Genomic DNA, 25,488 nt, shown 5'->3' with positions numbered 1-25,488 from the left:
CACCCCCGAAGAGATGGCACGGGGCGACCCGGCCGAACCGGCCAGGTCGATAAAGGCACTGGCTTTTAACACGCTGTTGAGTTCTCAAGAAACGGGCACCCACCGTGTGAGATCCGCTTTCGCGTTTCCCGCCCCGGGGCGACTGCTCTTACTTTATCAGATCCGCTCGGAGTGTCAATTTCCGGGCTTTCCGATTGCCTTTCCGGTCCGCTTGCGCGTCCCTTCCGGGCGGTGTTGCCATTTCATCAGATCCGGCGCGATTTGCAAAATCGGCCCTTACCGATGCCATCACCGCACGGCTGACACGGCGAAGCCGCGTCAGCTGCTGAGTGGTGGTTTCCCCGTCGGCCGGCCGCCAAGAGGGCGTCCTGCATCCGTGAGGGGGACGAGGGGTTAACTTACGTGGTCCGCGGAGCCTCGTCAAATCGACACGCTCCAGCGCCGGTGCGGGGACGCCCGGCCCCCGGGTGCGGCGCGCTGAGCAGGGTCGATGCGCACGGACGAGCGGGACGGGGCCGTCGCCGGAATGTCCGCCGCCCTCCCTACGCTCTAGCGATCATCCAATGAGAGGACGGATATGACCGACAATGAGCGCGCTCTGGTGCTGGGCGGAGGCGGGGTCGCGGGCATCGCCTGGCTGAACGGGCTGCTGTTCGGGCTCGCCGAGGAGGGCGCGGACGTGACCGGAGCCGACCTGCTGGTCGGCACGTCGGCGGGCTCCGCGGTGGCGGCGCAGGTCGCGAGCGGGCGGCCGTTGAAGGAGCTGTACGCGCGGCAGGCGGACCCGGCGTTGCAGAACCGCGAGCTGGTGCCGACCGGGGTGTCGGTGAGCACGGTCATGGAGACCTGGATGCAGCTCGCGTACGAGAACGAGGGCGATGCGGCGGCGGTGCGGCGGGGGCTCGGTGCGCGGGCGCTCGCGGCCGAGACCGTGACGGAGGCCGAGAGGCGCGCGGTGATCGAGGAGCGGCTGCCGTCCCATGAGTGGCCCGCGCGGAAGTTGCTGGTGACGGCCGTGAACGCGCTGACGGGCGAGCTGCGGGTGCTGGACCGTGACTCGGGCGTCGGGCTGGTGGACGCGATCGCGGCGAGCTGCGCCGTTCCGATGATCTGGCCGCCGGTGACGATCGGCGGCGTCCGGTACGTGGACGGCGGGGTGCACTCGGCGAACAACCTCGCTCTGGCCGCCGGGTACGAGCGGGTCCTGCTGCTCGCGCCGATGGACGACCCGACCCTGGACGACGAGATCGGCGCGGTGAAGGCCGCGGGCGGTCAGGTCAAGGTGATCCGTCCGGACGAGGCGTCGACGGCGGCGTTCGGCGCCGATCCGCTGGACCCGTCGACGCGGACTCCGGCCGCGGGCGCGGGGCTCGCGCAGGGCAGGGCGGCCGCGGCGGAGATCGCCGCCTTCTGGAACTGACCGGCCGACGGTCCGCGGCGGCCGGCGGGAGCCGCCGCGGACCGCGGCACGGTCAGGAGGTGGTCGCCGGTTCCGCGGGCGGGACGGCGGCTTCCTCGTCCTGCGGGGGCGTGCGCGTGAAGACGTTGAACACGAGGTTCAGCACGATCGCGCTGATGCTGCCGATGGTGATGCCGCTGTTGAGGATCGCCGCGACGTCCTTGGGCATGTTCTCGCCGAACTGCGGGACGACGGTGGGCAGCAGCGCGAGCGCGATGCTGACGGCGACGACGAGGGCGTTGCGCTCCTGGCGGAGGTCGACCTTGCCGAGGGTCTGGATGCCGACGACGGCGACCATGCCGAACATCGCGACGGCGGCGCCGCCGAGGACGTCCGGCGGGATGGACGCGACGTAGGCGGCGGCCTTCGGGAACAGACCGAGGACGATCATGACGGCGCCGGCCGCCACGACCACGAACCGGCTGCGCACCCCGGTGAGCCGGACGAGCCCGACGTTCTGCGCGAAGCACGTGTAGGGGAAGGCGTTCAGGGAGCCGCCGAGGAAGGTGGACAGGCCGTCGGCGCGCAGCGCGCGGGTGATGTCGGCGTCGGTGACGTCCTTGCCGACGATCTCGCCGGTGGCCTTGGAGTCGCCGACGGTCTCCACGACGGTGACCATCATGACCAGCAGCATCGCGATGATCGGGCCGATGTGGAAGGTCGGGGCGCCGTAGTGGAACGGGGTGGTGACGCCGAACCAGTCGGACTCGCCGACCTGGTCGAAGGCGGTGTCGCCGAGGGCGTAGGAGACGACCGTCCCGCCGACGAGGCCGAGGAGCACGGCGATGCTGCTGAGGAACGGCCGCCGGAGCCGGTAGAGCACGATGATGAACAGCAGGGTGCCGCCCGCGTACATGAGGTGCTTCCAGCTGCCGAAGTCCTTGCCGGCGGCCTTGGCGGCTGCGCCGCCGGCGGCGTCGGTGAGCGCGTTCGGCAGCAGCACCAGACCCATGATCGTCAGGACGGTGCCGGTGACGAGCGGCGGGAAGAACCGCAGCACGCGGCCGAGGAACGGGGCGGCGACCAGGGTGACCAGGCCGGCGGTGATGGTGGCGCCGTAGATCGCGAGGAGCCCGGCGGTGGCGTTCTCGGCGCCCTGCCCGATGGCGATCATCGGCGCGACGGCGGTGAACGTGACGCCCTGCACGATGGGCAGCCGGATGCCGATCTTCCAGACGCCGAGCGACTGGATGATGGTGGCGATCCCGCAGGTGAACAGGTCTGCGTTGATCAGGTAGACGAGCTGCTGGGGGGACAGCCCGATGGCGCCGGCGACCAGGATCGGGACGACCACGGCGCCGGCGTAGAACGCCAGGACGTGCTGGAAACCGTAGAGGGCGAGCTTGGGGACGGGGAGCACCTCGTCGACGGGGTGCCGGCGCGGTCCTTCTTCGGGCATGCCTGCCTTGCCTTCCGGGGGTGGGTCCGACCAGGTGGACGCCCTGATCACGACGGCAGAAGATACCGGTTTCCGGATCTCGCGCCGTCGCCCGGCCCCACCCCTCGGGGCCGCGGCGGCTACGCGGGGTCGGTGAAGGCGGCCTCGCGCTTCTCGAAGTAGGCGCGGACGGCCTCGGCCTGGTTGGGCGAGCCGCGCAGCGCGCCGAGCTCGCGGGACTCCTCCAGGTACTGGCCGGCGAGGTCGCCACCCTCGGCGGCGCGGTTGAGCAGGCGCTTGGCGGCGCGGATCGCGTCGGGGCTGCGGCCGGCGATCTCGCGGGCGAGGTCGGTGGCGGCGGCGCGCGGGTCGCCGGCGGTGCGGGTGGCGAGGCCGAGGCGGACGGCCTCGTCGCCGCCGACCATGCGCCCGGTGAAGGTGAGCTCCTTGGCGACGTCCTCGCCCACGAGGCGCAGGAGGGCGGCGGTGCCGGTCATGTCGGGGACCAGGCCCCAGCGGATCTCCAGCACCGACAGCTTCGCGTCCGGGGCGACGATCCGGATGTCGGCGCCGAGCGCGATCTGCAGACCGCCGCCGAGGGCGTGCCCGTGGACGGCCGCGATGACCGGCTGCGGCAGTTCGTGCCAGGTGTGCACGGCCTGCTGGCCGAGGTTGGTGATGCGGCCGGGCTCGCGGTCGGTGATGTCGGACGGCGGCCGCTGGGACCGCTGCCCGCCGGAGGACCCGGAGCCGCCGGAGCCGCCGCCGGACGGCGCGTCCCCGGCCATCGCGGCGAAGTTGGCGAAGTCGAGCCCCGCGCAGAACGCGCGGCCCTCCCCCGACAGGACGACGGCGCGGACGGACGGGTCGGCCGCGAGCGCGTCGCCGGTCTCCGCGAGCGCCTCGAAGGTCGCGAGGTCGAGGGCGTTCAGCTTGTCGGGGCGGTTGAGCCGCACGTCGGCGACTCCCTCGTGGACGTGCACGGTCACGCGGTCGGTCATGCCGGCCCCCTTCGTAAGTGCGGTCTTACTCGACCGATCATCTCAGGAGATGTCCTTGATGACCGCGTTGCCCGCGGCCGCGGCGCGGGCGTAGAAGCCGCGGAGGACCTCGACGTCCTTGGCGAGCCATCCCCTCGTGACCATGTCGCTTCCGTCGTGGTCGTGGAAGGAGTACGGGCCGATCTCCAGCAGCAGGGGGTAGCGCTCGCGGATGAGGGCGTCGAGGTCGATCCCGCGCAGGTGGGCGTCGACGGCGCGCACCTCCGCGGGCCTGAGCAGGATCGGCGTGTTGAGACGGGAGGTGCCGCCGGTCAGGACGAGGCCGCCCATGACGACGTCGCGGGCGGGCGCCGGGCCGAGCGGGACGCCTCTGGCGTCGTCGTCGTTCTCGCATCCCGTCAGCAGGATGTGGATCGCGTCCCAGGTGCGCGTCGTGTGCGCCGACTCCAGCTCGCGGAGCGACTCGCCCCACGCGTCGTAGAGCCGGCGCAGGCCGCCGCGCAGGCCGTGCGGATGGTCGAGGAGCGCGTGGACCTCGGTCCAGTCGTGCCTGCCGAGCGTCATCCAGAAGCCCACGCCCGCCCCCGGCCGGTCTCGTCCATGCCGGACATTGTGCCCGCCGTTGATCAGGTCACGGGAACGATTTCCGCGCGGGCCAGCCGGCCGTCCTCGATGTCGAGGAGGCCGATGGTGCCGTGCGGCTGCCGGCGCCGGTCCGTCGGCGAGCCGGGGTTGAAGATCCGGACGCCGTCGCCGGTCTCGTCCAGCGGGATGTGGGAGTGCCCGAAGACGACGAGGTCGGCGGCGGGGAACCAGCGCCGCATCCGGGCGGTGCGGCCGCGGGCCGGGCCGCTGTCGTGGACCATCGCGACGGCGAGCCCGCCGAGGTCGAGTTCGAGCCGTTCGGGGGCGCCCCACGCGGCGACGTCCGGGCCGTCGTTGTTGCCGAGGACGGCGTGGACGGGCGCGTACTCGGCGAGCTCGTCGAGGACGGACGCGACGCAGACGTCCCCGGCGTGCAGGATGGCGTCGGCGCCCCGCAGGTGCTCGGCGACCCGCGGCGGGCACCCCTTCCAGCGCCGGGGCGCGTGGGTGTCGGAGACCACCACCGCTCTCACGCCTCCATTGTCCGACGGCGGGCGCCGGCGGGCCGCGCCGGGGTCGGCCCGGCGGCGGCAGGCGGCGCGATCAGGTCGCCGGCGGGTGCGGCGGGATCAGGGGGCGGGGCGGACGCGGCCGAGCTTGTCGGGGTTGAGGACGGCGAACAGCCCCCGCACGCGGCCGTCGCGGACGTCGAACGCGGTGAGCTGCTCCTGGCCGTCGATGTGCGTCCAGAGCGCGGGCGCGCCGTTGGCCTCGACGATCCGGACCTCGCCGAAGCCGTAGCGGGAGCCGAGCCCCGTGATGAACGCGGCGACGGCGGCGCGGCCCTCGACGGGGCGGAGCGCGGCGCGGACCCTGCCGCCGCCGTCGTTCCAGGCCACGACGTCCTCGGCGAGCAGCTCGGTGAGGGCGGCGAGGTCGCCGCCGCGCGCGGCGTCGAGGAAGCGGCCGAGGAGCTCGGTGTGGTCGGCGGTGGACGGGCGGAACCGGTCGCGGCCCTCCGCGAGCCGTGCCGCCGCGCGGCGGTGGTGCTGGCGGCAGGTCGCGGCGGGGACGCCGACGATGCCGGCGATCTCCTCGTAGGGCAGTTCGAACGCCTCGCGCAGCACGAACACGGCGCGTTCGGGCGGCGACAGCCGCTCCATCATGTGCAGAGTCGCGTAGGAGAGGGTGTCGGTCATCTCGGCGGTCTCCAGCGGCCCGAACGCCGCGGCGGACACCGGTTCGGGCAGCCAGGGGCCGGGATACGCCTCGCGGGTGACACGGGCGGAGCGGAGCTGGTCGAGGGCGAGCCGCGACACGATCGTCACCAGGTAGGCGCGGGCGTTGCCGACCTCGGCGGGGTCGGTCCGGGTCCACCGCAGGTACGCCTCCTGGACGGTGTCCTCGGCGTCCCACATGCTGCCGAGCAGCCGGTAGGCGAGCCCGAGCAGCAGCGGGCGGTGCTCCTCGAACGCGCCGGCGGCGCCTTCTCGCTCGTCCATGCGGGCGATCATGCCGCGTCGCGGCCGGCGGCGCCCGCCCCGCCGGCCTCCATGCCGTGCACCCAGCTCGGGTGGCGGGGCCGCCAGTCGAGGCGGAGCCGGGCGCGGCTGTTGTCGGCGCCGCGCAGCCCGTTCATGAACGCCACGCCCCAGCCTCCGACGGCGAGCCGGGCGAGCGCGGCGGGAGCGCGTTTGGGCGCGGGCGCGTCCAGCATCCGGGCGTAGCGGGTGAGGAAGTCCGCCATCGTGACGGGCGTGTCGTCGACGATGTTCAGGGCGCCGGTGACGTCCTTGTCGAGCGCGGCGACGATCGCGGTGGCGGCGTCGTCGGCGTGGGTGAAGGACAGGACGGCGTGGCCGCCGCCGACCACCGGCACCTTTCCGGCGCGGACCTGGGCGGTGAACGACCCGTCGGGCGCGTAGGCGGACCCGGGGCCGTACAGGTGCCCGAAGCGCAGGACGAGGCCGCGGGCTTCGGCGGTCATCGTCTCGAGGTCGATGAGGGCGGCCAGGACGGGCGCGAACTGCTTGGGGGCGCGCTCGGTCCACAGCGGCGCGTCCTCGTCGGCGAGCCCGGCGGCGGGCCGGTAGGCGTAGGCGAGGCCCTGGGCGAGGACGCGGGCGGTCCCGGCGGCGCGGGCGGCGTCGTAGAGGTTGCGGGTGCCCTCGGTGCGCAGGCGGTTGGTGACCGCGAAGTCGCGGGCCAGGTGCTTCGGGTCGAGGGCGGCGGGGATGGCGGTGAGCAGGTTGACGACCGCGTCGGGCGCGGCCTCGCGGACGGCGCGGGACACCGCGTCCCGGTCGAGCGCGTCGGCGGCGAGGGTGCGTCCGGCCGGGCCGTCCCCGGAGCGCGACAGGCCGATCGCCTCATGGCCGACGGCCTCGAGCAGCGGCATCAGCCGGCGGCCGATGACCCCGGTGGATCCGGCGACGAGAACGCGCATGACGACTCCTGATGTCCGTCCCGGCATGGGCCGGGAGAAGGTCGCTTACGGCATCAGGACGGGGCGGGTCCGCCGGACGTGACAGTCCCGGATGTGATTCAGGGCACATGACCGGATCCGGGTGATTTAACCACTCCGGGATCTGGACACCGGTGGGAAACAACTGTAAGCGCGGTGTCATTACCCCCTGCTGACCTGCGGGGTTACGCTCGAAGTCCTCGCGAATCGTCCACGGGATCCGGCCGTACGCCCCCGGCCGCTCCGACACGGCGACCCAGCACCGCGAGGGTCAAGGGGCGGCCGGGCACCGAGGTGGAAGACCACTCCCTTGCACCGTCCCGGAGCCCGGCCGCCGCCCCTGCCGGCTACGAGGTCAGGTAGAGCTTGCGGTCGAAGACGCCGGAGCCGGGGGTGCTCTCGCCGCGGCCGATGGCGGCGCCGCTGCCGGTGCCGCTGGACGGGCAGAGCCCGCTGCTGCCGGACTCGCGGACGAGCTGGATGGCGCTGGACTTGCCCTGGAGGTCGTCGTCGGGCAGCGGCCGGTTCGGGTTGTCGCGGTTGTAGACGTCGAACGTCAGCCCGTCGGAGCCGCCGGTGCGGAAGCCGTAGATGCACGTGACGGTGAGGCCGAGCACCTGGCCCTTCAGGGTGATGCGCAGGTCGCCGCCGATGGCGATGACGCCGTCGCGCCCGCCCTGCACGGGGGCGTAGCCGATCTGACCGGACCGGTCGGACACGCCGCCCAGGTCGAGGACGGTGGCGGGCGAGCTGAACCCATTGGACGTGTGGCACGCGCCGATGGAGGCGGCGGTCAGCTCGCCGGCGCCGGCGGAGGTCGTGGTGCCCTGCATCTGCGCGCTGTCGCAGGTGCCGGTGACGTTCGTGCCCAGGAAGCCGGTGGAGAAGTTCAGCGTGCCGACGGTGGAGATCTGCCAGTTCCCGGCGTAGGGCGCGCCGGTGGCGGTGTCCTGGCGGATCGTGGTGGTCGCGGCGGACGCGGGGCCTGCGGCCAGCGCGAGCGCGGCGCACGCGGCGGCCGCCGGTGCGGCGAGCCGGGCGAGTCGGGCGGGAGCGTTCACGGGGTTCCTCCTCGGAGAGGGTTTCCTGCGTCCGCGCGCGGGGGCGCCCGCGCGCGGCCCCCTGCGCGCGGCCCGCGGTTTCCCGCCGTGACCGCGCCGATCACTCCTTGTTCATACCCGAGTGATCCCGGAAAGGGTAGAGCGATCGAGAAAGAGACCCGCAATTCATAGGATTCCGATAAACGGACGCCGGAGATCACTCATCCGGCCGCGAATCGGCGCTCGGCGAATGCCGGTTCTCACCGGATCTTATAACCGAAATCGGATTGGAACGATCGCATGGCGGGAAATTCGGCGGATGTGCGAAATCCCGGTGGGAAGGCGCGCGGCCGGGCTTGGGAGGTAGTGGACGGACCCGGCCGCGCGCCTGGCCCGTCAGCGGAACGCCGGCGTCATCGCGTAGACGCGGTTGGGCTTGTTGTAGCCCACGAAGACGCGCGATCCGCGGCCCGCGGGAGCGACGGCGAGGCCCTCGCTCTCGCCCGTCAGCGGGATGGTGATCGTTTCCAGGATCGTGCCGGCGCGGTCCAGCACGGTGATCGTGTTGTTGGTGTAGTACAGGACCTTGTCACCGGACATTTCCAAACCCTGCGGAACGCCCTGGTAACCGAGCGGGAACGTCGAGCGGACATTCCCGTCGAGGTCGGTGAAGGCGAAGACGAACGGGCCGTTGTCGCCCGGTCCGGCGTGGACGAGCAGCCCGTCGCGCCGGTCGTCCACGGCGACGAGACCGGAATTGCCGAGGGAGCCGAAATCGATGGTGCGGACGATGCGCGGCTCGCCCGTCCAGTCGACGACGTTGACCTTGGTCGGGTTGGTGCCGCCGCCGGTCGCGACGTAGAGCAGGCCGTCGGCGCCGCGGACGCTGATCTCGGCGGCGTGCCCGACGTCGAGCGGCGCGCTCTCCTTGACCTTGGTGCCGTCGGGGCGGTACTCGCGGATGACGCCCCGGCCGCCGCCGACGTCGAAGCCGACGAAGAAGCGGCCGCGGTGGTAGGCCAGGCCCTGCATGTTGCCGGTGTCGGGGACGTTGAAGACGAGCTCGAAGGTGTAGGAGCGTTCGGCCGCGGCGGCGGGGCGGGCCGTGCCCGCCAGCGCGGCGGCGCCGGCGAGCGCGGCGGCGCCCGCGAGGCCGAGGGCGGTGCGGCGGGTCAGCGGGGTGTCGGCGGGTAGGCGGGTCGGGTGCATCGTGCCTCCTCGTGGTGGGGGTCGCGCGGGGAGTCGGGGCGGCGGCCGGGGTCAGGCCGGTCGCGGCACGGTGAGGGCGCCGGGGTTCGCGCAGTGCAGGAGGGGCTCGCCGCGCAGGTGGCGGCCGACGTCCTCGGCGATGATGCGGGCGGCGTTCGCGGCGGTCTGCTTGCTGGCGCCCGCCAGGTGCGGGGTGACGATGACGTTCGGGGTGGTCAGCAGCCGCGACCCGGCGGGGATGGGCTCCTCGGGGAACACGTCGAACGCGGCGGCGAACAGGTGCCCGGACTCGACCGCGTCGCAGGCGGCCTCGTAGTCCAGCAGCGATCCGCGCGCGCAGTTGACGATGATCGACCCGGGCGCCATCGCGGCGATCTGCGCGGCGCCGATCATCCCGGTGGTCTGCGGGGTGGCGCGGGCGTGCAGGGAGACGATCTGCGCGCGCGCCAGCAGGTCGTCGAGCTGCACGAGTTCCGCGACGTCGGCGAGGTCGCCGAGATCGTCCAGGTACGGGTCGTGGACGAGGACCTTCGCGCCGAGCGCGGCCAGCATCCGGGCGACGCGGCGCCCGACCGCGCCGCAGCCGACGAGCCCGACGGTGCTGCCGAGCAGTTCGAAGCCGACGGCCTCGTAGCGGTAGTAGTCGCCGCGCCACTGGCCCGCGACGAGGTCGCCGTGGGTCTGCGGGATCCGCCGGACGGCGGCGAGGATCAGCGCGAGGGTGTGCTCGGCGGTGGCGCCGGCGTTGCGCCCCGGGGCGTAGCAGACGGCGACGCCGTGCTCGGTGGCCGCCTCCAGGTTGGCGTTGACGGGCCCGCCGCGGCTGATCCCGAACAGCTCCAGGTCGGGGCACGCCTCCAGGACGCGGCGGGTGAGCGGCGCCATCTGGGTGACGCAGATCCGCGCGCCGCGCAGCGCCTCGATGAGCCGCTCCTCGGTGCCGGACGCCTCGTCCACCTCGGCGACCCGCCCGAACGGCTCGACCGGCCACGGCAGCGTGAGCTCGGTGAACTCCAGGTCGCCGGGGGCGGCGGCGCGCAGCGCGTCGATGAACAGGCGGTTGCGGACGAACAGGTCACCGGCCGCCAGGACGCGGGTCGTCATTGCAGGCTCCAGGGAACGAGCGATCCTTCGATCGCGGTGTTGAACTCCAGGAGGGCGGCGTCGCCGTCCCGGAGCCGTATCTCGGTCAGTGCGCAGTTGCCCAGCGACGGGAACCGCCGCCGGTAGTCCTTGAGCGGCAGCCCCAGCAGCCGGCACAGCGCGAGGCGCAGCGCGGTGGAGTGCGCGACGACCAGGACGCGGCCGCCGGGGTGCCGTCCGGCGATGTCGTGCAGGCACGCGGTGAAGCGGCGCGCGGCGGCGGCCGGGTCCTCGCCGCCCGGCAGGTGGCCGGCGACGGGGTCGGCGCGGAAGGCGCGCAGCGCGTCGGGGAACGCGCGCTCCATCTCGTTGCGGGTGAGGCCCTCGCCGCGCCCGAAGTGCAGCTCGCGGAGCCGCGTGTCGACGACGGGGTCCGCGCCGATCGCCTTGGCGGACGGCTCGGCGGTGATCCGGGCGCGGCCGAGGTCGGAGCACCAGACGGCGTCGGGCCGGGCGGCCTCCGCCCACGCGCCGAGCAGCCGGGCCTGCTCCAGGCCGCGCCGCGTGAGCGCGACCTCGCTGGTGCCGGCGTAGCGGTTCTCGGCGTGCCATTCGGTCTCGCCGTGGCGGACGAGGACGAGGCGCGTCATCGGGCCGTCCTCTCGCGTGCGTGGTCGGCGGTGGGTGCGGGCAGCCACCCGCGCTTCTCCAGTTCGCCGACCATGCGCAGGTAGGCGTCGTCGAACCGGCCGGTGCTCCCCGGCCGCGGGTCGACGGTGGCCGCGACGGCGACCATGCGGGAGGCGACCTCGGCGACGTCCCGCCCGGCGGACGCGGCGAGGACGGCGGCGCCGAGCGCGGGCTCGGCCTGTCGGGGCAGCACGACGGGCCGTCCGAGGACGTCGGCGCGCAGCTGGCACCAGTACCGCGACTTCGCGGCGCCTCCGGTGAGGGTGAGGTCGCCGCCGGTGGGGGCGCCGAGCAGGTCGAGGTGGTCGAAGCAGAGCCGTTCGATGAACGCGACGCCCTGCAGGACGGCGGCGTAGGCGTCGGCCTCGTCGCCGGTCGCGCCGAGCGTGAACCCGCGGGCGTCCGGCGCGACGAACGGGAACCGCTCCCCCGCGCCGACGAGCGGGTAGGTGAGCGCGGCGGCGGGTTCCCGCTCGGCGGCGCGGCGGTCGAGGCCGGCGAGGTCGCGGCCCGGGTAGTCGCGGGTGAGGGCGCCCGCGCCGGTGCTGGACGCGCCGCCGGGCAGCCACCGCCCGTCCGGCGCCTTGTGGGAGTACACGACGCCGAACGGGTCGTGGACGAGGTCGTCGGTGACGCCCTTGAGCACCAGCGTGGTGCCGAGGACGGAGTTCCACGAGCCGGCGGTGAGGCGGCCGGTGCCGAGCTGGGCGGCGCACCCGTCGGTGGCGCCCGCGATCACCGGCGTGCCCTCGGGCAGGCCGGTCGCCGCGGCGGCGTCGGCGCCGACGGTGCCGAGCGGGGTGCCGGAACGTTCCAGCTCAGGGAGCAGCTCCGCCGGGACGCCGAGCGCGTCCAGGACGTCCAGCGGCCACGCCTCGGCGACGAGGTCGGCGCCGGTCTTGAGGGCGTTGCTGAGGTCGGCGGCGACGGGGCGGCCGGTCAGCCGCCGGTTCACGAAGTCGGCCTGGTGCGCGAGGCGCGCGCCGTCCGGCAGGCCGGGGGTGTTCTCCAGCAGCCACAGCAGCTTCGGCAGCGCCCAGGCGGGCTGCATGCGCTGGTAGCCGAGCCTGCGCCACACCTCGCCGCCGGCCTCGTCGATCCTCTCGACGGCGCCGGCGGCGCGGGTGTCGTCGTACATCAGCGCCGGGGTCAGGGGCCGCCCGCCGCGGTCGGTCAGCAGGACGGTGCCGGACGTGCCGTCCACCGCGACGGCCTGCACCGCGCCCGCCGGGACGTCGCGGAGCGCCTCGCGGCAGGCGGCGGTGACGGCCGTCCACCACAGCTCCGGGTCCTGCTCGTGGCGCGGACCGTCGCGCCGGCCCGACAGCGGCGCCGTCCCGCTGCCCGCGACCTCACCGGACGCCGTGACGGCCAGCGCCCGCACGCTTTGCGTGCCGAGGTCGATCCCGACCCACACGGGTTCGGCGCTCACCGCTCACCCCCGCGCTCGCGCATCGCGGCGAGCGTGGGCCACGCGGGCGCGGTCGCCCGCCGGATGTCCAGGAAGTCCTGGTACGCCTGCGCGTAGTGCGCGGCGCGTGCGGGATCGGGGTCGCAGACCTCGCCCGGCCGGACGTATCTGGCGGCCGCTTCCCCGGCGTCCTCGGCGCGGCCGGTGGCGAGCAGCCCGACGATGAACGCGCCGCGCGCGCCCGACTCGGCGTCGGCCGACCGGACGACCGGGACGCCCGTGACGTCGGCGAGCATGCCGAGCCAGAACGCGCTCGCGGAGCCGCCGCCGCTGACCCGCAGCTCGGTCGGGCGGGTCCCGGCCGCCTCCAGGCAGTCCCGGACCACCAGGCTGAGCCCTTCCAGGACGGCGCGGGCGAGGTCGGCGCGCTCGTGCTCGACGGTCAGGCCGTGGAAGGCGCCGCGCGCCCGCGGCTCCAGGAACGGCGCGCGCTCCCCGGCGGGCGACAGGTACGGCAGGAACACCAGGCCGCCGGCGCCGGGCGGGGACTGCGCCGCCAGCGCGGACAGCGCGGACGGGTCGTCGCCGAGGCCGAGCGTCCGGCGGGCCCAGTCGACGACCTGGCCGCCCGCGAGCGTCGGGAACGCCCGCAGCCACCGGTCCGGCACGCCCATCGCGACCGTGAAGCCGGACGGCTCGCCGTCGAGGCGCGGCTCGTCCACGACCATCTCCGTGCACAGCGTCGTGCCGAGGATCGTGCACGCCTGCCCGACGTCGACCGCGCCCGCGCCGATCGCGGTGGACGCGATGTCGTAGGGGGCGAGGACGACCGGGATCCCGGCGGTGAGGCCGAGCGCGCCGGCGGCGTCGGGCGTGAGCGGGGCGGCCCGCTCGCCGTCGCCGAGCAGGTCCGGCAGCAGCGCCGCCGCCCACTCCATGCCGTAGAGGCGGAGCAGGTCGCGGGAGAACCCGCGCTCGCGGACGTCCATGAACGGCGCCGACGCGTCCGAGGAGTCCACCGCGATCCGGCCGGTGAGCCGGGAGAAGACCCAGCCGCCGCAGGTCAGGGACGCCGCGGACCGGGCGAGCCGGTCGGGGTCGTGCTCGCGCAGCCAGGTGAGGATCGCGTTGGGCAGCCCCGGGAACGGCAGCGACCCGTTCGCGCGGAACGCCTCGGCGATGACGCCGGAGCGCGCCCAGCCCTCGACGGCCGCGGCGGCGCGGCCGTCGTTCCACAGGATCGCCGGGCCGGTCGGCTCGCCGGCGGAGTCGACGAGCCAGCAGCCGTCGCCCTGCGCGGTGAGCGCGAGCAGGTCGACGCCCGCGCCCGCCGCCGCGACCCGGGCGGCGGCCTCGCGCACCGCGCCGGCCACCGCGTCCCAGACCTCGGCCATGTCCTGCTCGGCCCGGCCCGGCGCGGGCCGGGACACCGTCGTCGGCCGGCGGACGACGGCCAGCTCCGTGCCGTCCTCGGCGTATCCGACCGCCTTGATCATCGTGGTGCCCGCGTCGACGCAGACGACCGCCATCGGCTCTCCCGTGAGGTGCGGAAACAGGGTGTCAGGCGCGGCCGTGCGTCCGCCGCGACCGGCGGGCGACCGAATCCAGCGCCACGGCCAGCAGCAGCACCGCGCCGGTGACCATGAAACGGTAGGACGAGTCGAGGTTCAGCAGCGTCAGCCCGCTGGAGATCGACTGGATGACGACGATGCCGAGCAGCGCCGCGAACGCGTTGCCGCGCCCGCCGAACAGGCTCGTCCCGCCGATGACGGCCGCCGCGATCGCGTTGAGGTTCACGTCGCCGCCGCCGCTGCTCTGGTTCGACGCCGCCAGCCGGGCCGCCGCGAGGATCCCGCCGACGGCGGCGAGCGTCGTGCACACCACGAACGCCGAACTGTAGACCGCCTTGACGTTGATGCCGGCGCGCCGGGCCGCCTCGACGTTGCCGCCGACCGCGTACACCGACTTGCCGTACTTCGTCCGGGACAGGACGTAGTGCGTCGCCAGCACGAGGCCGAGGAACAGCACGAACATCCAGCCGACGCCGCGGTCCCGGCTCAGGTACCAGACGGCGACCGCGAGGCCCGCCAGCAGGACGGCGCTGCGCAGCACGAGCGTCTGCTCGGTGGTGGCGGGCAGGCCGGCCCTGCGGCGCGCCGCCGCCCGCGCGTGGCCCGTCCAGTACAGCGCGCCGGCGCCCACCGCGACCAGCGCGTACGCCAGCCACGCCGGGACGAAGTCGAGCTGCGCGAACGTCACCAGCCACGAGTCGAACGGCAGGTTGATCGAGCCCTTCGGGCCGAGGATCCACAGCTGCAGGCCGAGGAAGCCGAGCAGTCCGGCGAGGGTGATGACGAAGCTCGGCACGCCGAGCCGGTTGAACACCTGCGCGTAGAACCAGCCGATCAGGCAGCCCGCGGCGGCCGCCGCGACGAGCGCCACCACGGCGGGCATCCCGTGGTCGACGAACAGCACCGCGGTGATGGCCGCGCTGAGCCCGCTGATGGAGCCCACCGACAGGTCGATCTGCCCGACCAGCAGCATGAACACCACGCCGAGCGCGATCACCCCGACCGGGACGCACTCCATCGCCAGGTTCACCAGGTTCGCGCTGGACAGGAACACCGGGTTCAGGATCTGCATGACGGTCCAGATGACCACCAGTCCCGCGACCACCGGCCACACGCCGAGGTCGCCGCCGCGGACCCGGTCCGCCATCCCGGTGAGGGTGGCGCGCAGGCCGCGGTCCTGCGGCTCGCCGGGCGGCGCCTGCTCCACCGGCGGCGCCGTGGTGAGATCACTCATCGCCGTCCCCCTTCGTCGTCGCGATGCGCGCGACGGGCTCGCCCTCGCCGTCCTCGCCGGCGGCCGCGCCGCCGGTGCCCGTGTCCGATGCGGTGCCGGACTCCGCGGCGGCGTCCTCCGCGGACGGGCGGGCGCGCTTGGAGCGGCGGCTGACCACGTTGTCGGTCGCGCCGGTGATCGCCGCGACCAGCTCCTCGGCGGACGTCGCCTCCGCGTCGAACACGCCGTTGTTGCGGCCGAGCCGCAGCACCGCGACCCGGTCCGCGACCGCCTTCACGTCCGCCATGTTGTGGCTGATCATGATGACGCCGAGGCCCCGCTCGCGGAGCCGCTCGATCAGGTTCAGCACCTCGGCGGTCTGCGCGACGCCGAGCGCGGCGGTCGGCTCGTCCAGGATGATGACCTTCGGGTCGCCGAGCAGGGAGCGGGCGATCGCGACCGTCTGCCGCTGCCCGCCCGACAGCGCCGCGACCGGCGCCTCCACCGACGGGATCTTCGCCGACAGCTGGCGCAGCAGCTCCCGGGACCGGACCTCCATCGCGACCTCGTCCAGCCGCAGCGCGCGCAGCTCCCGGCCGAGGAACAGGTTCTCGATGACGTTGAGGTTCTCGCAGAGCGCGAGGTCCTGGAAGACGGTCGCGATGCCGAGCTGCTGCGCCGCCGCGGGGCTCGGGACCGACACCTCGCGGGACTCGAAGGTGATGGTCCCCGCGTCCGGCGGGTGCACCCCGGACAGGACCTTCACCAGCGTGGACTTGCCGGCGCCGTTGTCGCCGACGAGCGCGACGACCTCGCCCGCCGCGACGTCCAGGTCGACGCCGGTGAGCGCGGCGACCGCGCCGAAGGACTTGCTGATGCCGCGCAGCGACAGCAGCGCGCCGTCCTTCGCGGCGGCCGGGGCGGGGGCCGTGGGGGTGGGCGTGGGTGACATGACCGACCTTCGTGGATCGTTGCCTGTGCCGAGCCGGTGCTCGATACCGGTGCTCGGGCCGCTACTTGATGCCGAGCTGGGTGCAGCCCGCGGCGTAGTCGGCGGTGCAGACCTGCGACGCCTTGAGCGCACCGCCCGGTCCGAGCAGCACGGTGGCGATGTTGTCCTTCGTCACCACGGTCGGCGTGAACAGCTCCGACGGGGTGTTGAACAGGGTCGCGTTCGGCTTCGGCTTCTCGCCCTTGACCAGCTCGTACGCCGCCTGCGCCGCCGCCTCCGCGACGATCTTGATCGGCTTGGAGATGGTGTTGTACTGGTCGCCGTTCACGATCCGCTGCGCGGCGGCGAGCTCGGCGTCGTTGCCGGTGACCGGCGGGACCGGCTTCCCGGCCGCCTTGAACGCGGCGACGCTCGCGCCGCCCGTGCCGTCGTTGGCGGCGACGACGCCGGCGATCTGCCCGCCGAACTTGCTGATCTGGCCGCTCACCCAGTCCTGCGCCTTGGCGGGCTCCCAGCCGGGGGTGTCGTACTCGGCGAGGAGCTTGAAGCCGGACGGGTCGACCGCGCTGTGGATGCCCTTCTTGATCAGGTTCGCCGCGGCGTCGGTGGGCGAGCCGTTGACCTCGAGGATCCCGCCCTTGGCCTTGGCCTGCTTCAGGTGGTCGACCAGCGACTGGCCGATCATCGCGCCGATCTTCTCGTTGTCGAAGGAGACGTAGAAGTCGGCCTTGGCGGCGGGGATGGGCCGGTCGTAGGCGATCACGGCGACCTTGCGGGACTGCGCCATCCGGACGATGGACGCGGCCGCCGCCGAGTCGACGGGGTCGATCACGATGGCCTTCACGCCCTGCGCCAGCACCGAACTCGCCTGCTGCTGCTGCTTCGAGGCGTCCGCGCCCGCGTTCTGGTACAGCACCGAGCAGCCGCCGCACAGCTGCTTCATCTTGGCCTTGAACAGCGGCGCGTCGTACAGCTCGTAGCGGGTCGAGGCGATGTCCGGCATGAGGAACGCGATCTTGGCGTTCTTGGCGTCGCCGCCGGTCGAGCCGGCGCTCTTCGACGAGCACGCCGCGGCGGGGGCGAGCACGGCCAGGGCCGCGCCGGCCGCGGCGGCCGTCCGGAGGGAAAGCTTCGTCACTGGGGTCTCCTCGGTGCTGCGCCCGTGGGGGGAAGGGCGGCCGATCCAGCGCGGCGGCCGTCCGAGCCGGGTCCGGTGGCCGTCGCGGGGAGAACGTAACATCAGGAACGTTAGAAGTGTCAATACCAGGACGTTAACTAACAATCGGTGGCGTGATCTGGTGGCGAAGCGACGTCAGAACGCCCACGTCACAACTCGATATCGACCGTGCAGGCCCTCTAGGCGGCACGGGCCGTCATGGTGTTGGTTCTAACATCGCCCATCACATGACGGGCGGGCGGAACGAGCGCTCGGACGCGCGGAAAGAGCGCTCGGACGCGTGGAACGGACGTGCGCGGGCGCGTGGAACGGGCGCGCTCAGGCGCGGGGAGCGACGTCGTAGGCGACCTTGTGCAGGTCCAGTTCGCGGAGCGCCGCGGCGGACGCGCCGTCGTCGGTGATCACGCGCTCGAACTCGCCCAGCGGCGCCACCCGGTGCAGCGCGGTGCGCCCCAGCTTGGTGTGGTCCACCAGCAGGACGTTGCGGACGGCGCTGCGCAGCATCGCGCGCTTCACCACCACGACCCGCTGCTCCTGGTGGCAGGCGTTGCCCGCGGACACCGCCGACGTCGACACGAAGCACATGTCGACCTGCAGCGACTCGATCGCCTCGACGCACGAGACGCCCATGAAGGAGTTGTGCAGCGGGTCGTAGTCGCCGCCGAGGGCGATGAGCCGGACGCCCTGCACGGGCGCCAGCAGGTTCAGGCCGTCGAGGAAGTTGGTGACGATCGTCAGCGGGCCGGCGTCCTTGATCCGGCGGGCGAGCGCGAGGGCGGTGGTGGAGTCGTCCAGCATGATCGCCATGCCGGGCTCGACCAGCTCCGCCGCCGCGGCGGCGATCGCCTCCTTCTCCTCGCGCATGGACTTGCCCCGGTAGGCGACGCTGCTCTCGAAGACGCCCGAGCGCTGCGCGGTGACCCCGCCCCGGTACTTGCGGACGATGCCCTGCCGCTCCAGCTCGTCGAGGTCGCGGTGGATGGTCATCAGGCTGACCCCGAACCGCTCGACCAGCTCGGCCGCCGTCGCCGAGCCCTGGGCGAGGACCGCCTCGGCGATCGCGTCCTGGCGTTGCGCGGGCCCCCGCCGCTGCCGGTTGCTCATGCCCCGCTCCTCCGTCCGGACGCCGCGAGCGCGGCGGGTCGAAGGGAAGTTAACATCACCGATGTTAAGACCTCAACCGGCGCTGTCACTCCCCGCGGTGGCGGGCAGGCCGGCGTCGCGCCATGCCTTGAAGCCGCCGACGACGTCGGTGGCGCGGGTCAGGCCGAGGTCGTGCAGGGCCGCGGCGGCCAGGCTGGAGGTGTAGCCCTCGGAGCAGAACACGATGACGCGCACGTCGTGCCCGGTGGCCTGCGGCAGGCGGGCGTCCGACCGCGGGTCGAACCGCCACTCCAGGACGTTGCGCTCGACGATCAGTGCGCCGGGGATCTCGCCCTCGGCGGCGCGCTGCGCGGCGGGGCGGATGTCCACCAGCAGGGCTCCGTCGCGGGACTCGGCGTGCGCCGTGCCGGGGTCGAGCCGGTCGAGCCGGGCGCGGGCGGCGGCGAGGATCTCATCGATGCTGCGAGGCATGTCCCCCAGCATGGCAGCAGATTCCCTACTGAGCGAGTCGGAAAACAGGCCTGCCGCGTCCCGCCCTGGTCCGATCCCGCTCGCGCGGGCCGGGGCGGTCTGCCCGTCCCGCTCCGCGCGGTACTACCGTCGTCGCCAGGGGTGCCGCCTCGGCGCGGCGGCCCGGGTCCAAAGCGTAAGGGGCGGATGTGGGCGATCAGGGCGATCTCGTGGCGGCGCTGCGGCGCGCCGGGGTCAGCGGGGTGGACGATTCGGCGCTGGCACGGTCCATGTACGCCTCGGACGCCTCGCTGTACCGCGTCCCGCCCGTGGTCGTGGTGACGCCCCGGGACACCGGCGAGCTGCCCGCGGTGCTGGCGGTGTGCCGGGAGTTCGCGGTGCCGCTGACGATGCGGGGCGCGGGGACCTCCATCGCGGGCAACGCGGTCGGACCCGGCGTGGTCGTGGACGCGAGCCGGCACCTGAACCGGGTGCTGGAGATCGACCCGGACGCCGGGACGGCGCTGGTCGAGCCCGGGATCGTGCAGGCGCGGCTGCACCGGATCGCGGGCGGGCACGGGCTGCGGTTCGGGCCCGACCCGTCCACCCGGACGCGGGCGACCCTCGGCGGCATGATCGGCAACAACGCCTGCGGATCGCGGGCGCTCGGCTACGGCCGCACGTCCGACAACGTGCTCGGCCTGGACGTGGTCGCCGGGACCGGGGAGCGGCTGCGGCTCGGCGACGTCCCCGGCGCCCCCGGCGGGGGCACCGCCCAGAGCCCGCTGCTGGACCGGCTGCGCGACCTCGTGAACGGGCGGCTCGCGCTGATCCGCACCGAGTTCGGGCGGTTCGGCCGGCAGGTGTCGGGCTACTCGCTGGAGCACCTGCTGCCCGAGCGGGGCTTCGACGTCGCGCGGGCGCTGGTCGGCAGCGAGGGGACCCTCGCGGTGACGCTCGCGGCGCGGCTGCGGATGGTCCGCGAGCCCGCCTGCCGGCTGCTGGTCGTGCTCGGCTACGGGTCGATGGCCGAGGCCGCCGACGCCGTCCCGGCGATCCTGCCGCACGGCCCGGTGGCCTGCGAGGGCCTGGACTCCAGGATCACCGACGTGGTGCGCGGACGGCGCGGCCCGGACGCGGTGCCGCCGCTGCCCGAGGGCTCGGGCTGGCTGCTGGTGGAGCTGGCCGGCCCGGAGATCGGCCCGCTGCGCGACACCGCCCGCAGGGTCGTCGCCGAGTCCGGAAGCGCCGGCTCGGCGCTGGTCGAGGACACGGCGCTCGCCGACGCGCTCTGGCGGATCCGCGAGGACGGCTCGGGCCTGGTGGCGCGCACCCCGGACGGCCGGCAGGCGCACGCCGGCTGGGAGGACGCGGCCGTCCCGCCCGAGCGGCTCGGCTCCTACCTGCGCGAGTTCGAGGCGCTGCTCGACGGGCACGGCCTGTTCGGCGTCCCGTACGGGCACTTCGGGGACGGCTGCGTGCACGTCCGGATCGACTTCCCGTTCGACCGCCCCGGCGGCACCCGCGTGTTCCGCGACTTCCTCAACGAGGCGGCGGCGCTCGCCGCGCGGCACGGCGGCACGATGTCCGGCGAGCACGGCGACGGGCGCGCGCGCGGCGAACTGCTGCCGCACATGTACTCCCCTGAGGCCCTCGACCTGATGGCTCAGGTCAAGGACCTCTTCGACCCCGACGACCTGCTCAACCCGGGGATCATCGTCCGTCCCGCCCCCGTGGACGCCGACGTGCGGACGGCCGGCATCGCCCCGGTCACCCGCGCGGAGCTGCCGACGCTCGGCCTCGCCTACCGCGGCAACGCGGGCGACCTGGCGCGGGCCGTGCACCGCTGCACCGGCGTCGGCAAGTGCCGCGCCGACAACACCGGGACCGGCGGCGTGATGTGCCCGTCGTACCTCGCCACCAGCGAGGAGAAGGACACCACGCGCGCGCGGGCCCGCGTCTTGCAGGACGTCGTCTCCGGCCACCTCGGTCCCGACGGCTGGAGGACCCAGGCCGTCCACGACGTCCTGGACCTCTGTCTGTCGTGCAAGGGCTGCGCGTCCGACTGCCCCACCGGCATCGACATGGCGTCCTACAAGGCCGAGGCCCTCCACCAGCGCTACCGGCGCAGGCTCCGGCCGCGCGCCCACTACGCCCTCGGGCGGCTGCCACGCTGGACGCGCCTGGCCGCGAAGGCGCCCGCCGCCGTGCCGGCGCTGAACGCGGCGATGCGGTCGCGCGCGCTGCGGCCGCTGATCGCCTGGGCCGCCGGCATCGACCACCGCCGCTCGCTGCCCGCCTTCGCGCCCGTCCCGTTCCGCCGCCGGTTCGCCTCCCACCGCAGCCCGGCGGGCCGCAACGGTGAGGTGGTCCTGTTCGTCGACACCTTCACCGACGCCTTCTCCCCGGACGTCGCCGAGGCCACCGTCAAGGTCCTCGAACACGCCGGCTACCAGGTGTCCGTTACCGCGCGCCCGGTCTGCTGCGGCATCACGTGGATCTCCACCGGGCAGCTCGACGGAGCGCGCGCGCAGCTCCGCCGCACCGTCCGGGCCCTCCTCCCGCCGGTGCGGCGCGGCGCGAAGGTCGTCGGCATGGAGCCGTCCTGCACCGGTGTGCTCCGCTCGGACGCCGAGGAGCTCCTGCGGGGCGTGGACGCGGCCGCCGCCCGCGAGGTCGCCGCCGCCACCCGCACCCTCGCCGAGCTGCTCGCCGAGACCCCGGACTGGACGCCGCCCGACCTGTCCGGCGTCACCGGCGTCGCGCAGCCGCACTGCCACCACCACGCCGTCATGGGCTGGACGAAGGACGCCGCCCTGCTCAGGGACGCGGGCGCCGAGGTCGCCCGGCTCGGCGGCTGCTGCGGCCTCGCGGGCAACTTCGGCGTCGAGAAGGGCCACCACGAGGTCTCCGTCGCGATCGCCGAGCACCAGCTGCTCCCGGCCGTCCGCGGCGCCGCCGAGGACGACGTCGTGCTCGCCGACGGCTTCAGCTGCCGCACCCAGCTGGCCGACCTCGCCTCACGCGAGGGCGAGCACCTGGCCCAGCTCCTGGCCCGCCACCTCCCGGAGTGACGTTCAGCGGCGGGCGAGGGTGCGGGACAGGGTGAGGGCCGCGGTGTGGACCGCCGGGGCGACGGCGGCCAGCCGCATGCGGTTGGACCACCCGGAGACCGACAGCGCGCCGATCGCCTCCCCGTCCGCGCCGAGGACGGGGCTGGCCGCGCAGAGGATGCCGTTGCCGGACTCCTCCCGGTCGTAGGCGACGCCCTCCTCGCGGATCCTGGCCAGCTCCCTGGTGAACAGCCCGGGCGCGACGACGGTGCGCTCACCGACCTTGACCAGCCCGGCGTCCAGTACCGCCTGGACGACCTCGGGCGGTGAGAACGCGAGGATCGCCTTGCCGACGCCGGTGGCGTGCGCGGGCAGCCGGCCGCCGACCTGCGAGGGCATCCTCGGGGCGTCGGAGGCGCCGAGGATCTCCACGTACACCACCTCGGCGCCCTCCAGGACGGCGAGGTGCACGGTCTGCCGCGTCGCCTCCCGCAGGTCGGACATGTAGGGGACGGCGGCGTCCCGCAGGACGCGCTGCCGGGGCACCCGCTGGCCGATCTCGAACAGCCGGAGGCCGAGCCGCACCCGCGTCCCCTGCCGCTCCAGCAGGCCCGCCTCCACCAGGTCGAGCGCGATGCGGTGCGCCGTCGAACGGGGCAGGCCGCTGCGGCGGGCCAGCTCCGCCGCGCCGAGGCCGTCGTCGTCCGCCCGGAAGGCGGTCAGCACCGCGACGGCGCGGCGCAGGAACGTGTCATCGGACGGCATGGCCCCACTGTAGAAGACGTGTCCCACCACGTGGGACGACCGCGTTGCCCGGAGGGCCGCCGGCGCGGAAGGCTCGTCGCAGAGACGACGAAAGGAACGGCCATGGACCCGGGCTCTGCTCCTCCCGAGGGGGGACGACCCCCCACGCCCCCCGGCCCGGCTGCGCCGGAATGGGTCGAGAAGGCCGCCGGCGCGCTGCTCGACGCGTACGCCACCGGCGTCCCGATCCCGCCCCTCACCGCGTCGCACCCCGACATGTCGGTGGACGACGCCTACGCGATCCAGCGCGCCCAGGCGGACGCGTGGACCGCCGCGGGCGCCCGGATCAAGGGCCACAAGGTGGGCCTGACGTCGGCCGCGATGCAGCGCCAGATGGGCGTGGACCAGCCGGACTTCGGCATCCTGCTCGACTCGATGTTCCTGCCGGAGAGCGCCCCGATCGACGCGGGCCGCTTCCTGCAGCCGCGGGTGGAGCCGGAGATCGCGTTCGTGCTGGGCCGGCCCCTGTCCGGGCCGGGCGCGACGGCCGCCGACGCCGTCGCCGCGGTGGAGTACGTGCTGCCCGCGCTGGAGGTCATCGACTCCCGGATCGCGGACTGGAAGATCACGCTGCCGGACACCATCGCCGACAACGCCTCCAGCGGCGGCCTGGTGCTCGGCACCCGGCCCGTCCGCCTCGGCGACCTCGACCTCGCACTGATGGGCTGCCTGCTGCACCGCGACGGCGTGCTGATCGACACCGGCGCCGGCGGCGCGGTGCTGGGCTCGCCGATCAACGCGCTGGTGTGGCTGGCCAACGTGCTCGGCGAGCGCGGCGTCGCGCTGGAGCCCGGGCACGTGGTGCTGCCCGGCTCGATCACCGCGGCCGTCCCGGTCGCGCCCGGAGAGACGCTGACGGCGACGTTCGCCGGGATCGGTTCGGTCACCGCCCGGTTCGGAAAGGAGGAGCTCACATGAGCAAGCTGACGGCCGCCATCGTCGGGCCCGGCAACATCGGCACCGACCTGCTGGTCAAGCTGACGCGCAGCGAGCTGATCGACGTCCACTCGATGGTCGGGGTGGTGCCCGAGTCCGACGGCCTGGCCCGCGCCCGCAAGATGGGCGTGCCGGCGTCGGCGGAGGGCGTGGACTGGCTGCTGGACCAGCCGACGCTGCCCGACCTGGTGTTCGAGGCGACGTCGGCGAAGGCGCACCTCGCCAACGCCCCGCGCTACGAAGAGGCCGGGATCACCGCGATCGACCTGACGCCCGCCGCGGCGGGCCCGCTGGTGTGCCCGCCGGTCAACCTGGACACGCTGTCGGACGCGCCGAACCTCAACATGATCACCTGCGGCGGGCAGGCGACGATCCCGATCGTGCACGCGGTGTCGTCGGTCGTCCCGGTGCCGTACGCGGAGATCGTCGCGTCGATCTCCTCGCGGTCCGCCGGCCCCGGCACCCGCGCGAACATCGACGAGTTCACCGAGACCACGGCGCGCGCGATCGAGCAGGTCGGCGGCGCGGTCCGGGGCAAGGCGATCATCATCCTGAACCCGGTCGACCCGCCGATGATCATGCGGGACACGGTGTTCTGCGCGATCCCGTCGGACGCCGACACCAAGGCGATCTCCGCGTCGATCGAGAAGATGGTCGCCGAGGTCGCCACGTACGTGCCGGGCTACACGCTGCGCGCGGAGCCGCAGTTCGACGAGCCCCGCGACATCTGGAACGGGATGGCCCGCGTCGCGGTGTTCTTGGAGGTCCGCGGGAACGGCGACTACCTCCCGCCGTGGGCCGGCAACCTCGACATCATGACCGCGGCCGCCGCCCGGGTGGGCGAGCAGCTCGCGCGCAGGAAGGTCACCTCATGACGGAGCAGACGGCGGAGAAGATCCGCATCACCGACTCGACGCTGCGGGACGGCAGCCACGCGATGGCGCACCGCTTCACCGAGGAGCAGGTCCGCGGCGTGGTGCACGCCCTGGACAGCGCGGGCGTCGAGGTCATCGAGGTGACGCACGGCGACGGCCTCGGCGGCTCGTCGTTCAACTACGGCTTCTCGCTGGAGGACGACGTCAAGCTCGTCGCCGCGGCCGTGGACGAGGCGACGCAGGCGAAGATCGCGGTGCTGCTGCTGCCGGGCCTCGGCACGGTGAAGGACCTGAAGATGGCGCACGACGCGGGCGCGTCGGTGGCCCGGGTCGCGACGCACTGCACCGAGGCGGACGTGTCGCTGCAGCACTTCGCCGCGGCCCGCGAGCTCGGCATGGAGACCGTCGGGTTCCTGATGCTGTCGCACCGGGTCGGCCCGGAGGAGCTGGCGAAGCAGGCGCGGATCATGGTGGACGGCGGCGCGCAGTGCGTGTACGTCGTCGACTCGGCGGGCGCGCTGGTGCTCGGTGAGGCGCAGGAGCGGATCAGCGCGCTGGTCAAGGAGATCGGGCACGAGGCGCAGGTCGGCTTCCACGGCCACCAGAACCTCTCGCTCGGCGTCGCCAACTCGGTGCTGGCGCAGCAGAACGGCGCCCGGCAGATCGACGGGGCGCTGTGCGCGCTCGGCGCCGGCGCGGGCAACTCCCCCACCGAGGTGCTGGTCGCGACGTTCGAGCGGCTCGGCATCCCGACGGGCGTGGACGTGCAGGGCGCGATGGCCGCCGCCGACGACGTGGTGAAGCCGTTCCTGCACCGGCTGCCGTTCGCGGACCGCGGCGCGATCACGCAGGGCTACGCGGGCGTGTACTCCAGCTTCCTGCTGCACGCCGAGCGGGCGGCGGAGCGCTACGGCGTGCCGGCGCACGAGATCCTGCAGAAGGTCGGCGAGGCCGGCTACGTCGGCGGCCAGGAGGACATGATCATCGACGTGGCGCTGCAGCTCGCCGCCGAGCGCGACCGCGCGTCCTGACC

At 74.0% G+C, this 25,488-nt stretch carries 23 protein-coding genes; 5 read left to right on the top strand and 18 right to left on the bottom strand.

What is annotated here, in order from left to right; genetic code table 11:
• Positions 1–577 precede the first annotated feature (577 nt).
• Entirely contained in the window at positions 578–1,420 is an 843-nt protein-coding gene (locus ABT299_RS27275) for a patatin-like phospholipase family protein (RefSeq protein ID WP_190866660.1), read from the top strand.
• A gap of 52 nt (positions 1,421–1,472) precedes the next feature.
• Here ABT299_RS27275 and ABT299_RS27270 read toward each other — a convergent pair whose 3' ends face one another.
• The 17 genes from ABT299_RS27270 to ABT299_RS27190 all read right to left on the bottom strand — a co-directional run bounded on the left by ABT299_RS27270 (position 1,473) and on the right by ABT299_RS27190 (position 18,808).
• Positions 1,473–2,858: a nucleobase:cation symporter-2 family protein gene (locus ABT299_RS27270; protein WP_500252437.1), complete on the bottom strand. Its 1,386-nt coding sequence runs from the start codon at positions 2,856–2,858 to the stop codon at positions 1,473–1,475.
• A gap of 119 nt (positions 2,859–2,977) precedes the next feature.
• On the bottom strand, positions 2,978–3,838 hold the full coding sequence (locus ABT299_RS27265) for a crotonase/enoyl-CoA hydratase family protein (protein WP_500252436.1): 861 nt from the start codon (positions 3,836–3,838) through the stop codon (positions 2,978–2,980).
• A 42-nt stretch (positions 3,839–3,880) separates the two neighbouring features.
• Positions 3,881–4,414: a DUF1877 family protein gene (locus ABT299_RS27260; protein ID WP_387032961.1), complete on the bottom strand. Its 534-nt coding sequence runs from the start codon at positions 4,412–4,414 to the stop codon at positions 3,881–3,883.
• A 50-nt stretch (positions 4,415–4,464) separates the two neighbouring features.
• A complete protein-coding gene (locus ABT299_RS27255) occupies positions 4,465–4,956 on the bottom strand; it encodes a metallophosphoesterase family protein (protein WP_500252435.1) in 492 nt (163 codons plus the stop codon).
• Positions 4,957–5,052: 96 nt separating this feature from the next.
• Positions 5,053–5,925: an RNA polymerase sigma factor SigJ gene (sigJ, locus tag ABT299_RS27250; protein ID WP_387032964.1), complete on the bottom strand. Its 873-nt coding sequence runs from the start codon at positions 5,923–5,925 to the stop codon at positions 5,053–5,055.
• Between the two features lie 8 nt (positions 5,926–5,933).
• A complete protein-coding gene (locus tag ABT299_RS27245) occupies positions 5,934–6,869 on the bottom strand; it encodes an NAD-dependent epimerase/dehydratase family protein (RefSeq protein WP_500252434.1) in 936 nt (311 codons plus the stop codon).
• Between the two features lie 365 nt (positions 6,870–7,234).
• A complete protein-coding gene (locus ABT299_RS27240; RefSeq protein WP_500252433.1) occupies positions 7,235–7,948 on the bottom strand; it encodes a hypothetical protein in 714 nt (237 codons plus the stop codon).
• Between the two features lie 375 nt (positions 7,949–8,323).
• The gene (locus ABT299_RS27235; RefSeq protein ID WP_387032970.1) at positions 8,324–9,136 is read right to left on the bottom strand and encodes a hypothetical protein; all 813 of its coding nucleotides are present in this window, start codon (positions 9,134–9,136) and stop codon (positions 8,324–8,326) included.
• Between the two features lie 51 nt (positions 9,137–9,187).
• On the bottom strand, positions 9,188–10,240 hold the full coding sequence (locus tag ABT299_RS27230) for a 2-hydroxyacid dehydrogenase (RefSeq protein WP_190866680.1): 1,053 nt from the start codon (positions 10,238–10,240) through the stop codon (positions 9,188–9,190).
• Complete coding sequence (locus ABT299_RS27225; RefSeq protein WP_500252432.1) at positions 10,237–10,869, bottom strand: histidine phosphatase family protein; 633 nt, start codon at positions 10,867–10,869, stop codon at positions 10,237–10,239. The genes ABT299_RS27230 and ABT299_RS27225 overlap by 4 nt, the downstream gene beginning before the upstream one ends.
• Entirely contained in the window at positions 10,866–12,341 is a 1,476-nt protein-coding gene (locus ABT299_RS27220) for an FGGY-family carbohydrate kinase (protein ID WP_347257065.1), read from the bottom strand. Before ABT299_RS27220 ends, ABT299_RS27225 begins: the two co-directional genes overlap by 4 nt.
• Entirely contained in the window at positions 12,338–13,849 is a 1,512-nt protein-coding gene (locus ABT299_RS27215) for an FGGY family carbohydrate kinase (RefSeq protein ID WP_500252431.1), read from the bottom strand. The genes ABT299_RS27220 and ABT299_RS27215 overlap by 4 nt, the downstream gene beginning before the upstream one ends.
• A 31-nt stretch (positions 13,850–13,880) precedes the next feature.
• Positions 13,881–15,125: a sugar ABC transporter permease gene (locus tag ABT299_RS27210; protein WP_500252430.1), complete on the bottom strand. Its 1,245-nt coding sequence runs from the start codon at positions 15,123–15,125 to the stop codon at positions 13,881–13,883.
• A complete protein-coding gene (locus ABT299_RS27205; RefSeq protein WP_190866687.1) occupies positions 15,118–16,056 on the bottom strand; it encodes an ATP-binding cassette domain-containing protein in 939 nt (312 codons plus the stop codon). The genes ABT299_RS27210 and ABT299_RS27205 overlap by 8 nt, the downstream gene beginning before the upstream one ends.
• A 61-nt stretch (positions 16,057–16,117) precedes the next feature.
• A complete protein-coding gene (locus tag ABT299_RS27200) occupies positions 16,118–17,194 on the bottom strand; it encodes a substrate-binding domain-containing protein (RefSeq protein WP_206700296.1) in 1,077 nt (358 codons plus the stop codon).
• 357 nt (positions 17,195–17,551) lie between these two features.
• Complete coding sequence (locus ABT299_RS27195; RefSeq protein ID WP_190866691.1) at positions 17,552–18,337, bottom strand: DeoR/GlpR family DNA-binding transcription regulator; 786 nt, start codon at positions 18,335–18,337, stop codon at positions 17,552–17,554.
• A 72-nt stretch (positions 18,338–18,409) separates the two neighbouring features.
• Positions 18,410–18,808 carry a rhodanese-like domain-containing protein gene (locus ABT299_RS27190; RefSeq protein WP_387032982.1) on the bottom strand — a complete coding sequence of 133 codons (399 nt, stop codon included), beginning with the start codon at positions 18,806–18,808 and terminating at the stop codon, positions 18,410–18,412.
• 188 nt (positions 18,809–18,996) lie between these two features.
• On the opposite strand from ABT299_RS27190, the gene ABT299_RS27185 reads away from it, so the two are divergent.
• Positions 18,997–21,861 (top strand): FAD-binding and (Fe-S)-binding domain-containing protein, encoded by a 2,865-nt coding sequence (locus tag ABT299_RS27185; RefSeq protein WP_500252429.1) that lies wholly within the window; start codon positions 18,997–18,999, stop codon positions 21,859–21,861.
• A 3-nt stretch (positions 21,862–21,864) separates the two neighbouring features.
• Here ABT299_RS27185 and ABT299_RS27180 read toward each other — a convergent pair whose 3' ends face one another.
• A complete protein-coding gene (locus tag ABT299_RS27180) occupies positions 21,865–22,605 on the bottom strand; it encodes an IclR family transcriptional regulator (protein WP_190866696.1) in 741 nt (246 codons plus the stop codon).
• A gap of 102 nt (positions 22,606–22,707) precedes the next feature.
• On the opposite strand from ABT299_RS27180, the gene ABT299_RS27175 reads away from it, so the two are divergent.
• The 3 genes from ABT299_RS27175 to dmpG are packed head-to-tail and all read left to right on the top strand — an operon-like array spanning position 22,708 to position 25,486.
• The gene (locus ABT299_RS27175; protein WP_387032989.1) at positions 22,708–23,562 is read left to right on the top strand and encodes a 2-keto-4-pentenoate hydratase; all 855 of its coding nucleotides are present in this window, start codon (positions 22,708–22,710) and stop codon (positions 23,560–23,562) included.
• The gene (locus ABT299_RS27170; RefSeq protein ID WP_387032992.1) at positions 23,559–24,455 is read left to right on the top strand and encodes an acetaldehyde dehydrogenase (acetylating); all 897 of its coding nucleotides are present in this window, start codon (positions 23,559–23,561) and stop codon (positions 24,453–24,455) included. Before ABT299_RS27175 ends, ABT299_RS27170 begins: the two co-directional genes overlap by 4 nt.
• Positions 24,452–25,486, top strand: a complete 1,035-nt coding sequence (gene dmpG / locus ABT299_RS27165; RefSeq protein WP_190866702.1) for a 4-hydroxy-2-oxovalerate aldolase — start codon at positions 24,452–24,454, stop codon at positions 25,484–25,486. Before ABT299_RS27170 ends, dmpG begins: the two co-directional genes overlap by 4 nt.
• Positions 25,487–25,488 lie beyond the last annotated feature (2 nt).

Origin of the sequence: Spirillospora sp. NPDC000708 (assembly GCF_040299565.1) — a bacterium.
Taxonomy (GTDB): domain Bacteria; phylum Actinomycetota; class Actinomycetes; order Streptosporangiales; family Streptosporangiaceae; genus Spirillospora.
This window is presented reverse-complemented; position numbering and strand designations above follow the sequence as displayed.